Source organism: Bryobacter aggregatus MPL3, from assembly GCF_000702445.1.
Taxonomy (GTDB): Bacteria; Acidobacteriota; Terriglobia; order Bryobacterales; family Bryobacteraceae; genus Bryobacter; species Bryobacter aggregatus.
Genome location: NZ_JNIF01000003.1, coordinates 2,505,733 through 2,520,504, shown reverse-complemented (window position 1 = coordinate 2,520,504; position 14,772 = coordinate 2,505,733). Strand labels below are relative to the sequence as shown.

The window sequence follows — 14,772 nt, the reverse complement described above, 5'->3', positions numbered from 1 at the left end:
TACTTCATGCTGCCATAGGTTGCGCCTGGGCGATTTTCCCATCGAGGAAAGCCTGGTATGGCGTTCGGCCTTGAGTCCGATATCCATGATGGGGTCGCTGGCGATTGTAGAAGCTCAGATAGGCGTCCAGATCATCTTGTAATTCAGCCACAGACTGATAGATCTTTTGCCGGAACTTGATGCTGTAAAACTCCTCCTTGATCGTGCGATGGAAGCGCTCACAGAAGCCGTTGGATTGAGGGGAAGCGATCTGCGTTCTCTTGTGGCGGATCTGGTTAATCGCCAGATAGATCTCGAAGGGATGACGAGCTTCGAGTCCACAGTACTCGCGGCCATTGTCGGTGAGCAACCGCTCGATCCCCACCTTCTCATCGTCATAGAAGGGGATGACTCGATCATTCAGTGTGTCTGCCGCAGTGATCGGCATCTTGCTGAGATAGACCTTGGCGAAGGCTTGCGAGCAGTGTGCGTCAATGACCGTCTGCATGTAGACCTTGCCGACGCCTTTGATCGTGCCTACAAAGTAAGTGTCCTGGCAAAGCAGATAGCCAGAATGCGGTGCAGCGATATGTTGTTCCGGGTCAACGTTTCGGCCCTGATGCTTCTGCAGGAGCCGCTTGGCTTGCTCCGTCAGCACGCCGCCTTCGGTGGCGGTCTTCTTGTCCAGCCAGAGCAGGCGCTGGAGCCGGAGAGTGATGCCGTGCCGTACCCAGACCCCTCGGACGGCGGGGGCAGAGACACCGATGCCGACCAAACGAAGCTGGTCGGCAATGCGGATGTAACTGTAGGTCGGATACTGCGCCGTCATCTCGAGGATCTGCTTTTCAAGCTCGGGCGGAGTCTGATTCGGCATCCGAGGCGTCCGGCGTTGCCTCGGCTCAAGCCCGTCGGCTCCGTGCTTCTCGTAGGCTTCCTTGATCTCGTAGAAGTGGCTGCGGCTGATGCCGGCTCGCTGGCAAGCGGCCTTGATGTTGCCCAGTTCCTGGGCGAGTTGGAGCAGTCCAATGCGCGCTTTGATAAGCTTCTGGTTGTCGCTCATGAGTGTGTCCTTTCGGGGTGATTTTGGTGTTTTGGAAGATTCCAAATCTATCACCGTAAGGACCCGCTCGGGGCGCTTAGGGGCTTCGGCTCCAGTCGGGCTACGCCCTCCCTTCGCCTCTTCCCCTAAGCGCCGTTTCCCATCATTGTGTCCGCTGATCTTCCGCTAATTTCATCTAATTGATTCGGCATTTTCTTGCCTCTTCGCCGACATGGGGGTTGCAAACCGAGCAGAGGAATCATGGAATCATCTTGAATTGTAGTGCTTGGTGTCCAGACTGAACAGGGTACTGCTCCAAACCCGTCCAAGCCTTTCGAAGCAACCCTCCACACTAAACAACAGGAACAATCATGAAGAAGTTGACCGAGAAGTGTGACAAATCATCGGGCGATCACTGGATCTTGCAAATTGCTGCTTCCAGCTGATGAGCATCTGAAACCCCAAGCCTTATGAGCTTCCCCACGAAGGACATGACTTCTTGACGGGCTGTCTGGCCCGGTGCGAACAGTTGCGGATTCTCATTGGCAATCACTCCAATCACTCGACAGAACCGGCGACCGATTGAATTCCCGACCCAAAACTCGACACTTTCGGGATGGACAGTAAACCAGCTGTTGCAGGCAGCAAGGATGACTTCCAAATGCGACGGTTGCGGCGACACATCGAGCAAATTCAGCAGATTCATCGCCATGAAGAGAAACGGCCCATTCATAGCAAGCTTCTTTAGAAATGGAATAAATGGGTCAAGACGCTCCACGCCCTTCGGGTAAAGATAGCATTTGGTTTGCCTGAGGGGATTGAAGTCGTTGAATAGCAACGTGGCAGTTGCCGGACCCAAATGTGTTGTCACCGAGTCTGACAGGTCTTGGCATTGCCGCTTCCATTGCCTTGTTCCCAGTAGGCGATTTGCAAGAACGTCGCGGATATGTGCAGCCTGAGCATCTCCGAGATTGGCGTCTTCGAAATAGACTTCGTCCACGAGCCGCAAGAATATGGCGGTCATGTCCATGAAAGCTTCCCCCGGTGCTTCGAGAACAAGGCGCAGCGCGAACTCATCGATTTCAGGAATCGTCAAGCCTGGAAGGCAACGAGACACCATTTTCAAATAGGCTCGGTTCCATTCGTCCGGGATTCTGTCGGGATCGTCGTCGAGCTCCGAGTCTGAGCCATTTGCTGCGGCAGTCCAGCCGGAGTACTCCTTCGCCAGATCGCGCAGCCACGACCGCCTCCCGACGTCAAAAATGCTCCCCGCCCCACTGAGCCAAAGCGCGGCGGCCTGGTGGTCCGTATAGTGATCCGATCGTGCTTCTTCTGGCTCGCGAGATAGTCGCTCCGGCGTTCGCGAATGACGATGTGTTGAATGCGCTCGGCAAGGCGCAAAATCAGGCCAACGAGGCTCGTCGCCCCTGCCCGCCAACCAGGCGATCTCTGCGTCGATGGCTGAGTCAACTTTCTTGCGGCGGGCCATTGACAGCACCTTGTGGTTCCCCTCAGAAGTACGCGATTGAAAGGCTGGGTGGACGCATGCTGAAAATGCACAGCGCAGCAGAGCCCGTGGAAGGCGCTCGTCGATCTCTGCCAGCATTGTGGCGACGTAGCTCAATCCCTGCGCGGCAGCTGGACTATCGTCGCCTGCGGCGTTAAGCAACATCCGCACATCAGCAAAGTCGAAATGATTTTCCAGCAGAAATGCCGTTCCTACAAATGCAATGGCGGGAGGATTGAATTGGAGGCCTTCCCTAACTCGGTGAACGTCGTCCCGTTTTCCAGCAAATGCGAGTGCAAAGATCCTCCGAATCCAAACTCCATGTTTTGCGATTAGAGCGGAGTCGCCGTCGCGCGCCGCAATCATGGCGGCAATGACAATTGCTTCGTCTCGCATCCAATGCGGCGTATCGTCTCCTTCAATAGGCGCCCTCTGCGCCCACTCTACCGCTGCAGCGACAAACTCCGGCGAAGAGCCGCTGGCATCATTTAGGAGAATGCGGATGGATGCCTGTATATGCACATTGGCATTCCGTTCTGCAGCCTCGTCCTGCAGCCGTTTCAGATGGTCATTCTCCGCTGCTGGCGGAGCATATCTCCGATACATCTGGGGTCCTTGGGCCGTTTCTACTGTGGTCTCCCTCCAATTCTTGGGATCAATTCGGTTTAGTGCGTGAAGCACCATAAACTCGGGATCGCCGAGGTCCGACTTTTCTTGGGGAGGCCCCAGCCTGGCTTCGGCTTTCCGCAGAAGTTCAACCAAGATAGGGCGGTCAGGCGCATAGGTCTCGAAGGAGTACCGATCCAATAGGAGGTCCAGCGAGGATCGCCGCGAAGGCCTCGCTTTCAGGCCTTTGATACTGACAGGTCCGATAGGCTCGCGCGCAAGTTCCCTAACCCCTAAGATGTCTGGAAACTCTGTCTTGTCTCTAATGATTCGTTGACGGTCCAAGCACAGCAATTCCGGACAAGCGGCGTACGGTATTGCAGCAGCACTTGACTTTGGCCAGTGGGAGATAAGCAGGTCGACCACAACCAGAAGATACGCCAGCGGTACTGGCGATTCTCCGACGATATCTGCGATGACAGCCTCAACGTCGTCGCTCTTTTCGATGCGACCATGGCCCCACGCCTCAAGAGCCATCAGCGCAGAGGAGACTACCGCTGACCCAGCGCCGAAATCCCTTGACCAGACATAGGCGTAGTGCCATGAAAACACCTTCTCGCTTCCATCGGGGATCGATATAGTCAATGCATTTTGCCCAAAGTGTTTGCCGCCGCTCCGAAAGGCAATTGCGTGATCAACAATTCGTCGTATCAGCGGCAGGGCCTGCTCCGGGGAGGACAAAAGAAGTTCATAAAAAGATCCCTGGGCTGGTGATGCTGGAATAAAGTCGTAATCCCTCTGACCGAAAGCCTGTCTTAAGGGATTGGAATAAGGCTCTTCCTCTTCGTCGCCTTGCTTCTCTGTTGGCAGAAGATATTCAGCCGTGAGTAGCGCAAGCTCCTTGGGTGCCGCCTGCGCCAATGTGCCTCGAAACTGCAGCACGTTCTGCATTGCGCGCTCGGGATCTGGACTATTCCTCAGACGTCTCAGGTACCGCACCGCAAGCTCCGGCGCGTGTACACAGAGCACGCGAAAATTAGTTTCGAGGTCCTCTTTCAGGGAGCTAATGGACAGAGACGATAGTTCGCCATTGAATGGCACACGCCTGTTCCCATTCTCATCTGGCGAAGGATTCATCTCTGAGAGCCAGTAGAAGAACCAGCCAACTATGATTGGGGTTAATGGATCACGCCTTCCCTTCACCCACGACCAGCTCCAGTACAACGACACAATTTCAGGAAGCGCTTTGGCAGGAACCTCACTCCCTTTTCCGAGCAGCCACATGATAAGTCGCCGCCAAACTGGCCCAGTGGGGACATTCAGGTCGGCGGGGATCTTCTGGGGATCGACGCCAGGTGAAGCGAACAATTTGCCAGGAGACTCGCTTTCAACTGCAGTTACAATTCGAATGAGCGAACGTAGCATGCTTGCGCCATCCGCAACCAATAAGGATGAGGCCTTCTCGAGATTTTCTCCTGCCGCTTCAGATCGCACGAGCGCTAGTAAGACGGCTCGATTCCAGGATTCGTCAACACCGTCTTTACTAACTGCGGCATGAAGCAAACGCCACCGTTCCGCATCAGGTGTACGCTCAATCGCGAGCCGTGCTGTGATCTCAAGGGATCGCGCGAGTCCTGCGGGCGCAGGCCGGTCAAGCGGCAGCCGCGCCACTAGCGCGTGATCGGCATCGATAAGGTTTGCTACTGCCCATTCACGCAACACGTCGTGACGGAAGGCCACTCGATCATCTTGAAGATCACGAAGGGTTCCGCTTCGGATTAGGGATTCGATGGCAGTCGATGTGTGGCCATCAACCGTCAGCTGGTCTGCTCCCGCTAGAGTCTGTTCTGCCAGCGCCTTCAACACACGTGCGCGGTTCCTGTGACCACTGTCCCGCAGCCCGTCCGCGGATCGCCACCAGTCTTCGGCCATCTCTGCTTCCGTTCTTAGCGCCGGTGCAGCCGATGAGCGGTTGGCCAAGCGGGACAGCCGGAATAGGTTCCGAGCGACCTTACTCGCTGGATGCCCTTCTGAAAGAAGCGCGGCAAGTTGAGGAGCTGCGAAGCTGAGTTCCTCGGTCTCCTCAGTGCTGAGCTCATCGATCACAACCGGCGTTGCTCTCCCTAGTTTGTCGAGGGCACCTTGTGGAAGCCAATTGGGATCATCTGTCCCAAACTCTCGGCGCGCCGTCACGATGACGGACATCCCCGGCACCTTGGCCGCTTCGCGTACAAGGTCCATTGCTGTCAGGCGCTCTTCCGCTCCAAAGAAATCGAGGCCATCAATAAAGAGGATTCCGCCACCGCTCCCCGCCAGTTCAGATAGGAGGTCTGATGCAAGTCCGTCAAACCCGATAACAGATCGAAGCGCTATCCATCCCTTGGGAACTGTTCGCGCAGGGCTGAGCGCGATAATCGCCGATTCTGCAGCCGCCTGCTCGGCAAAATGTTTCAGTACACCGGACTTGCCAACACCCGCATCGCCCCTGATTTCGACGTATCGCCCGGTATCCAGTGCGTTACGTACCGCCGTCACGCACTCGTGGCGCGCCAGCATCACACCGCCGACACGGTCGCTTATATCATCCAACGTATTGCGCGAAGCTTCCGTGAGCGCTTGCCGGGCTGGGAGGTTCTGACGTAACCCGGCCAGCCGGTAAGAACTTGCGGCAAGCTCGGCCATCAAGGCGTCACGCGTCCGTTCTCCACCCGCAGAGGCAATGCGAATCGCAAGTTCGGTAAGGGCCTTCCACAGTTCACCTGCTCGTGGTGCGTCTTCCGGGTGAAGTGCGCGCACAGCGCGCTCCTTCATTAGTTCTTCAGATGCGGAGCCGACTGCGGTGAAATCGAATACGAAGATTTGAAGCCTTCGCAGAAGCTTCCACACCGTTTCGTCGTCATTCGCCGCCCCAGCGTCTCCAAGATGACTCTGGAAGGTTTTGACAAACTCTCGCATGTCATTGTTTGCGGAACCCGAGCGACCCAGCCGATTGAAGAAATTCGTTGAATCTCCGATTTGCCGCGCCCATGTTAAGACGTCTTGATATGGGCCGTCGATCTTGCGGGAGCTCCGCGAGATCGCAATTCCCAATTCATGACTGCCGGTCCAGAATTCACGCATACGAGCGGCCTCAGCAATCTGCCCGACAACCTTCTTGAATATTTCATCCTTGGGCGCGAAGGTCATGTCCCTCTTGACCTGGATTTCAAGAGTAGCTGGCGCTCCACATGTATCGTGAGCCTTCACGATGACATCATCCAGCGGATAGCCTTCCGCGCCCCGCTGGAACTTCACGCTCTCGATGATGGTACTGGGCAAGCCACGCGGCTCCGCTCCCATAAGAAGCGACAACAGGTACGTTGCGCCAACCTGACCCTCAAAATGAGCACCAGAGGGCCCGGTTGCAGCCGGGCTAGTTGCCTTGGTGGTCTCTTTACTTGAAACTAGCCGAAGATCAGCGGACACGATGGATTGCGGCCCCCGGGGTAAGATTCACTTAGTTCTTTCTGCCATAAGTTGTGCCTAGGCGAGGTTCCCATCGAGGATGGTATGGAGTTCAGCCTTGAGTCCGATATCCATGATGCCGGACGCCTTCGCGCCACATCCAGCGCCGAAAAAGGGGCAGGAAATATCTATGCCCACAGGAAGTTGTTCACTCCCGACTTCAGCGCCAGTACCAATTCCATCGCAATTCACGCATTAGGCATTGAGCACATTGGCGATCCTCTCGCTACCATTCGACGGTGCGTGGCTGCCTGCGTGTTAAAAGTCTACGAAAGGCTGCCAATGCTGCTCTGTTGGGACTAGGCTGCAGACCGAAAGACGAAACTTTCGACAGACCTCGACGAACTTCTGGCTGGCGACAACAGTGCTCATTAATCCTCTCAAGGTAAAGAGATCGTCGCCGTTCCAGGAACTTTCTACTACGGCGACACGATCAAAACCAAGAAGAATGTCCCCTAGACGGCATTCAGGGCAGGTTGGTTCCCCCCTCCATTTGAAGCCAGAGGCAACCGGATCGACTTCCGCGCTCCATCGTGCCACTTCGGCCATGTAGTAATCGAGCTTGACGACCGGGCCATCGTTAGGGAGTAAATGTATTGGGATACGGTCTTGAACACCCTTGATGCCGCTTGCATCCAGAGCGGCGATCGCCTTCGCAGACAAAATCACATAATTGCCAGTCATCGAACACGCGACGTCATACGGTTTTCTGTTAAAAACAAGTGATCCTTGAAGAGGTGCTTGCCAACGCAGCATTCCTGTAATCTCGCCACACCTGTCGCACACTCTGGCAGGCGCGCGGACAACGGAAGGATCCGGTTCAAAAAAAAACTCCGGGCAGCTCCTTAAGACGAAGAATTTCTCGTCACCTTTCGCACTACAATTAGTAAACATAACTTCCACTTTGGCACGCCTCCCCTCCGCACCTCATTAGTTTTTGCCATTCGTGTACAGGAAGCACCGGGAGCATCCCCCCGCCGAGTCCCTTAGGAAAACGCGACGCGAGCGATGGGAGGGTTTTATATAGATCTCTGAGATATGCCTCAAAAGCTACTGGCGTTAGATATCTAGCTCTAGAAACAAAATCTGACACCATGCGATCATATTCTATGTGCCAATGCTCATAACCTCGGTGCGACGCCAAGTCCTTCGCCTGAGTTACAAACCGAGGGTCACGATAACGATATGCTCCCTTGAGTATAGGATGATCCTGGAGAGCATTGAAGATGCGGCGACCAATCGCATGATGCCACTGACCTGTCAACCCTGTTTCTGTCGGTTTTTGCGCGTTATAAATAATCGCGCTGGTATCCTTCACACTCGGCCCGATCGGTGATTGCTCCGTCCAAAGGCCGCCAATACTGCCACAGTTTCCTAGCGGTCCTCCGCACGATGTAAGGCTCCCGATGTTGAAGGGCGTTCCCGCTATGCCAACTGCGCCCGGTCCCCAGATGGCCGCATCGATCCCATTTCCGGCAGCAGAAGCCGCCAGCCCGATCCAGGGGTTCGCTGTGAACACTCCCGCCAAAACTCCGAAGATCGTGCCGAAAATTCCTTCACCAGTCGGATCGGTGTAGTTGAGCGGACTGTTGTTGACATAGGCATATCCATTCCAAGTCTGTGGATCAGCCGGATGCGCCCCGGCATTCCCCGGATCCGGACTCGTGAACCGCCCCTGTTCCGCCGAATAGTACCGCGCATTGAAGTAGTCCAGACCCGTCTCAGCGTCGCGATTCATGCCGGTAAACTTCGGGCTGAAGCCGTCGCCGGATGACGTATACCCGAGCCCCACCGTTCGTCCGTTGGTTCCCGCGAATAGCTCGACGCCGAAAGGCAGATAGTCGTATCGCCTGGCTACATTGCCGAACGAGTCGGTCAACAGCCGAGTGCTACCCAAGTGATCCGCTGTCACGTAGCATGTCGGGGTGCCGCATGCGCTTGGTACAGTCTGGTTCGTGTATTCCGCGGCAAGCTCGCCCGCCGCGTCATAAACATAGGTCGTGACAACGGTTCCGGCGACCTTCTGGACCCTGCGGCCGTCTCCGTCGTACCTGTATGTCGTCGTCACGCCATTGATCGTCGCCGACAATTGCCGGTTCTCCGCATCGTAGCTAAAGCTCCGTACCATCGAGCCAACACCAGTCACGTTGCCCACGATGTCTGTCGACCAACCATTGATCTGATTGTTAGCGAAATACCAGTTCGGGCCTTGCGGCGTCTCCAAGGTCAGTGCAGGCAATCCGCTCCGCGCGCTCGTGTCCAGCCAGCGGTTTCCAAGATAGTTCCCTGTCGAATCGGTGTATTTGTATGTCTCCTGTAAGGGTGCCGCTCCCGACTCCCCAACTCCCGTTAACCGGTTAACGCTGTCATAACTGTAGCTTTGAGTCACGTCTAACCCGCCGCCTGAGATCCGTTGCGTCCGCAATATCCCATTGTTTCCGGTCGCACATGTCACCGCCGTCCCCGGGCAATGATAATAGTTCAGGGCCAAAGGCGGCGTTACGCCCGTCTTTCTAACCACACTTGTGCAGCGGCATCCGCGAAGCTACACACGCCGTTCCTGCCGCACCCAGCGCCGAACAAGGGGCCGGGAATGTTTATGCCGACAGGAAGCTGTTTCCTCCAGATTTCAGGGCTAATTCCGGTCCCCCAAATTCTTGCATCAGGTGTTGAGGGCATTGGCGATCCTCTCTCAAACATTCGACGGTGTATGGCCGACTGCTTGTTAAAGGCCTATGACCGGCCGCCAATATTGCTCTGTCGGAACTAGGCTGCAGACCGAAAGACGGAACTTTCGACAAACTTCGACGAACTTCTCGCTGACGACAACGACGCTCATTAATCCTCTTAAGGTAAAGAGATCGTCGCCATTCCAGGAGTTTTTTACTACGGCGACACGATCATAACCAAGAAGTATGTCCGCTATGCGGCATTCAGGGCAGGTTGGTTCCTCTCTCCATTTGAAGCCAGAGGCAACCGGATCGACTTCCGCGCTCCAATGTGCCACTTCGGCCATGTAGTAATCGAGCTTGACGACCGGGCCATCGTTAGGAAGTAAATGGATCGGGATACGCTCTTGAGCACCCTGAATGCCGCTCGCATCCATGGCGGCAATCGCCTTCGCAGATAAAATCACAAAGCTGCCACCGATCGAAGACGCGACGTCATATGGTTTTCTGTCGAAAACGAGCGATCCTTGAAGAGGTGCTTGCCAACGCAGCTTTCCGATCGACTCACCACACTTATCGCACACTCTGCCAGGCGCGAGGACAACAGAAGAATCCGGTTCAAAAAAGAATTCTGGACATACGTCTAAGACGAAGAATTTCTCGTCACCTTCCGCATTACGATTAGTAAACATTACTTCCACTTTCGCAAATCTGCCCTCCGCACTTAACTAGTTCTTGCCATTTGTGTACAGGAAGCACCGGGAACATTCCCCCGCCAAGTCCCTTAGGAAAACGCGACGTGAGCGATGGAAGGGTTCTATATAGATCTTTGAGATATGCCTCAAACTTTACTGGAGTTAGATTTCGAGCTTCGGCAATATAGCGTGCCACTAGGAGATCATATTCTCGGTGCCATCCCTGGTAACCTCGGTGCGACGCCAAGTCCTTCGCCTGGGTTATAAATCGCGAATCGCGAGCACGATATATTCCCTTGAGATTCTCGTCGCTTTCGAGGGCCCTGTAGATGACGCGACCAATCGCATGATGCCACTGACCTGTCGAGTTTGTTGCTGTCGGTTTTTGCGCGTTATAAATAATCGCGCTGGTATCCTTCACACTCGGCCCGATCGGTGATTGCTCCGTCCAAAGGCCGCCAATACTGCCACAGTTTCCCAGCGGTCCTCCGCACGATGTAAGGCTTCCGATGTTGAACGGCGTTCCCGCTATGCCAACGGCACCCGGTCCCCAGATGGCCGCATCGATCCCATTTCCGGCAGCAGAAGCCGCCAGCCCGATCCAGGGGTTCACGGAGAACACTCCAGCCAAAACTCCGAAGATCGTGCCGAAAATTCCTTCACCAGTCGGATCGGTGTAGTTGAGCGGACTGTTGTTGACATAGGCATATCCATTCCATGTCTGTGGATCCGCCAAATGCGCTCCGGCATTCCCCGGATCCGAACTCGTGAACCGCCCTGCTCCGCCGAATCGTGCCGCACGTTGAAGTAATCGAAGCCTATCGCCGCTCAAGAAGCATCGCGCCCCCGGAATCAGGATCTTCCAGCCAGATGTGTATCAAATATGGTGACCGTTGCCGGCGTAGGTTGTATGTCACTCGATGAGCGTCATTAAAATCAAGGTGTATGACCCAGACCACAAAACCGTCGTCCTGCTGACCGATGGCCCACTTTCCTGAGCCGGAGGCGTACACTTCTGGAGAATCTCCTATATGGCGCCAGTCGGGCAAGCCTTTCATCCCAAACGTACCGTCAGGCCTCAAAGTCAGTTCGTGCATTGAAATTGCACCGCCGCGGCGCTTCATGTCACGTAAGCTGTCTGCAGTCGCGAACCATGTTCCAACTAACTCAGATCTTGAGGGCTCGTTGCGCGTAAAATCAAGCTCTGACCAAACCCCACTGAAACAACCTGAGAGGCTCAGGAGTACCGTCAGAAGACAGAGCGCGAACATGCCAACATTACCACGGGTGAAGTTCCGACTGCGTTCCGGCATTGGCCTTGAGAAGTATCGCAGGCAAGACGAGCTCTTAACATTCGCCAAGAGCTCAGACACGCGATCATTCATTACTGTTTGCACGGATTTAAAACCGAAAACCTAAAGTTCTGGCGAATTGTGGATAGCGGCCCCGAAGAAAAGGGACTATTGGGAGGGATATGCAAGAAAAGCGAGTTAGCTCCAGCATAATTCGGGATATAGACGTCCAAATTATCCCCATTGATCTTCCACTTCCCGCCAGTATATCCGCCAACCTGCGCTCCAGTTGGTGAATAGCGGACATCATTCGGAACATTGAGTCCAGCACGCACAGTCCCGAGGCTAATCGGACCCGATGACAATCCTGCACGGCAAGCCCCTCTCACTTCATCCAAGAGTTGGGAAAAGCCCTTTGAACGGGCTAAGATATGTGATTCAAGCGAGTTATCGTCGTATTCACGACGACGAGGCCCACTCCCCGTTAGAACGTCGGACAATAGATTAAAGGCAAGTCCCCATCCTACTACATTGTACATTACATCCTGCATCCCGAAAGAAGGGATACGCTGAATTGATGTTGGGTTCAAACTCCAGATGTATGGACTAGTGTTGCCACTGCCGAAAACACCGCCCGTGTTGAGGGTGGGACCGGAACCTACATTGACTGGCAAGCGCTCGTTCCAGGGGCCATCGTTGGCTCCGCCGATGCTCGGAAAGCCTCCGATGCTCCCACCACCGATTCCACCAAAGAGCCAGCCTCCGGCAAGTGTTCCAACTATGCGCCCGAATGTCGACCAGAACCCCATTCCGGACGGATCCGTATAGTTGAGCGGACTGTTGTTGACATAGGCATAGCCATTCCACGTCTGTGGATCAGCCGGATGCGCGCCGGCATTGCCCGGATCCGGACTCGTGAACCGCCCCTGTTCCGCCGAATAGTATCGCGCATTGAAGTAATCCAGACCCGTCTCAGCGTCGCGATTCATGCCGGTAAACTTCGGACTGAAGCCGTCGCCGGACGACGTATACCCGAGCCCCGCCGTCCGTCCGTTGGTTCCCGCGAATAGCTCGACGCCGAAAGGCAGATAGTCGTACCGCCTGGATACATTGCCGAACGAGTCGGTCAACAGCCGAGTGCTACCCAGGTGATCCGCTGTCACGTAGCACGTCGGGGTGCCGCATGCGCTTGGTACAGTCTGGTTCGTGTATTCCGCCGCGAGCTCGCCCGCCGCGTCATAAACATAGGTCGTGACAACGGTTCCGGCGACCTTCTGGACCCTGCGGCCGTCTCCGTCGTACCTGTATGTCGTCGTCACGCCATTGATCGTCGCCGACAATTGCCGGTTCTCCGCATCGTAGCTAAAGCTCCGTACCATCGAGCCAACACCAGTCACATTCCCCGCACTGTCCATCGACCAACCATTGATCTGATTGTTAGCGAAATACCAGTTCGGGCCTTGCGGCGTCTCCAAGGTCAGGGTAGGCAACCCGCTCCGCGCGCTCGTGTCCAGCCAGCGGTTTCCGAGATAATTTCCGGTCGAATCGGTGTACTTGTATGCCTCTTGCCAGCCAGCCGGCCCCGATTCCGAAGCTGCAGTCAACCGATTGACGCCATCATAGCTGTACGATTGGGTCACATCCAGCCCGCCGCCCGCGATCCGTTGCGTCCGCAATGTCCCATTGTTTCCGGTCGCGCAGGTCACCGCCGCTCCCGGGCAATGATAATAGTTCAGGGCCAGAGGCGGCGTCACACCCGTCTTTCCCGCAGTGAGCCCAGTCATTTGAAAACGATCGTTCCACGAGGTCTGCTCCAGGATTCCGTTCCCCAGCGTCATCTTCGGCACACCATTCGCAGCCGTATAATCGAAGCTCGCGTAATTGGCCTGCGTCGATTCATTCTGCACCGAACTGATCCGGCCCACCGTATCGGCGAGGTAGTTGACCTTCCGCCCTGAAGGGTATTGGATCTGCGATAGCCTGTCCGTCAACGAGTAATCATAGATGAAAGCATAGGTGTTTCCCGGGGCCGCTTGCGTGCTGGTCTTGATCCGGCCTAAGGCATCATAGGTGTACGACGTACTGAATACACCGGCAGTTGGCGACACGCTCACGGACGACAACACACCACGCCTTCCCTGATCGTATCCCCAATTCACCGTTGGAGTGCCCTCCGGGCTGCCATCGATTTTCGTATACGCTTTGCTTGCCGGCCGGTTGAACGCATCGTAGCCCGACATGGTCGTCACCGTGCCGCGCGCATCCGTGCGAGTCAGCGTATTCCCGTTTGCATCATACGTATACTTTTCAAGCCCGGTTGCAGGAAGAGGCGATTGCACACAGTTCGCGGTCCCGGTTTCCGGATTGCATGCCTTCGTGAGCCGGCCTAGCGAGTCGTATTCAAACGCACGGTGTTGGCTGCCCACATCCACTCCTGTCAGGTTGCCTCGGATATCGTAACCATACTGAGTTGCCGTGCCATCCGGCTCGCTCACATTCTTCAGCCTACCAAGGCCGTCCATGCAGCGGGTCGTCGAATTACCGGCTCCGTCCGTTGTCGAAGCACCGGCGCCGGTGCAGGAGGGCGAAACAACGAGGGCGCTGACGCTCGTTCCTGTTGAGGTCGAATTACTTCCCCAAGGAGATGGCATGGCGCTGCCCGAATATGTGGTCATCGTTGTCTTCACCGGGAGATTTGAGGGAGTTGGCACATCGCGCCTCGTGAGTGTCCAACCCATGGTTGCATCACCAGTGGTGAGGTACGGGTTCGACGTCAACTCGTAGCTCTGCCCTCCTGTTCCGCTGCACACGCATTCTCTGAAAGCGGCCCTCTACTTTCTGAAGCTCGAAGTACGCTAACCGCGCGCCGATCAATGTTAGCAGCGGAAACCGGTACTAAAAAATATAGGGAAACGAATGCGCCACAGCAACTCACCTTCGCAAGAGTTCTTGATGTGCCCTGGCATCCCTTTCTTCTGCTGTCAGCCAGGTGATTTGCGAAAAGCCGAGCTTCGTGACCACTTGCTCCATCAGCGGCTGAATCTGCCCCCACGCAAGATCAACCCTCGCTGCCTCTGACATATCGTCATCCTTGCCCATATAGCCGAAGGCTGACAACTGAAACACCGTCGAACCGTCGTTCGCTATTTCCTGTGCAGAAACGTATAAGTCAAAACCTAAGCGCTTCTCTAAGATGCACTGTACTTTTGCTGCCTCACGCCCCGAGCCCTTCGGCTTTGTGATTGATAAGCCACCGCTCTCCTGGAGAACATCAGATATGTTGGATAGAATCCTCAAGGCAATCAAAGCGCGATTTCCCTTAGCATCCATTAATTGAGGAGTTACTTTCACATGGAAGATTCCACCCCAAGCGTCAACCATCTGAGCCATTTCAGAAACCCCATCCCTTCCGCTTCGGCGCCCATCCGGCAGCGTTCTCACCAATGGCAATCAAACCTAAGAGACGCAGCTTACACAAAAC

General features: G+C 55.3%; 8 protein-coding genes. All 8 read right to left on the bottom strand.

Annotated elements, in window-relative coordinates; genetic code table 11:
• Positions 1 to 4 precede the first annotated feature (4 nt).
• Positions 5 to 1,039 carry an IS481 family transposase gene (locus tag M017_RS0111915; protein WP_031495428.1) on the bottom strand — a complete coding sequence of 345 codons (1,035 nt, stop codon included), beginning with the start codon at positions 1,037 to 1,039 and terminating at the stop codon, positions 5 to 7.
• A 391-nt stretch (positions 1,040 to 1,430) separates the two neighbouring features.
• Positions 1,431 to 6,449 (bottom strand): NACHT domain-containing protein, encoded by a 5,019-nt coding sequence (locus tag M017_RS0111910; protein WP_155121374.1) that lies wholly within the window; start codon positions 6,447 to 6,449, stop codon positions 1,431 to 1,433.
• 444 nt (positions 6,450 to 6,893) lie between these two features.
• Positions 6,894 to 7,391, bottom strand: a complete 498-nt coding sequence (locus M017_RS0111905) for a hypothetical protein (protein WP_155121373.1) — start codon at positions 7,389 to 7,391, stop codon at positions 6,894 to 6,896.
• 127 nt (positions 7,392 to 7,518) lie between these two features.
• Complete coding sequence (locus M017_RS0111900; RefSeq protein WP_155121372.1) at positions 7,519 to 8,874, bottom strand: RHS repeat domain-containing protein; 1,356 nt, start codon at positions 8,872 to 8,874, stop codon at positions 7,519 to 7,521.
• A gap of 486 nt (positions 8,875 to 9,360) precedes the next feature.
• Positions 9,361 to 9,996 (bottom strand): imm11 family protein, encoded by a 636-nt coding sequence (locus M017_RS0111895; RefSeq protein WP_031498124.1) that lies wholly within the window; start codon positions 9,994 to 9,996, stop codon positions 9,361 to 9,363.
• The gene (locus M017_RS27660) at positions 9,986 to 10,735 is read right to left on the bottom strand and encodes a hypothetical protein (protein WP_051669918.1); all 750 of its coding nucleotides are present in this window, start codon (positions 10,733 to 10,735) and stop codon (positions 9,986 to 9,988) included. Before M017_RS27660 ends, M017_RS0111895 begins: the two co-directional genes overlap by 11 nt.
• Positions 10,736 to 11,383: 648 nt before the next feature.
• The gene (locus M017_RS0111880; protein WP_080507675.1) at positions 11,384 to 14,029 is read right to left on the bottom strand and encodes an RHS repeat domain-containing protein; all 2,646 of its coding nucleotides are present in this window, start codon (positions 14,027 to 14,029) and stop codon (positions 11,384 to 11,386) included.
• 193 nt (positions 14,030 to 14,222) lie between these two features.
• The gene (locus M017_RS0111870) at positions 14,223 to 14,681 is read right to left on the bottom strand and encodes a hypothetical protein (RefSeq protein ID WP_031498114.1); all 459 of its coding nucleotides are present in this window, start codon (positions 14,679 to 14,681) and stop codon (positions 14,223 to 14,225) included.
• Positions 14,682 to 14,772 lie beyond the last annotated feature (91 nt).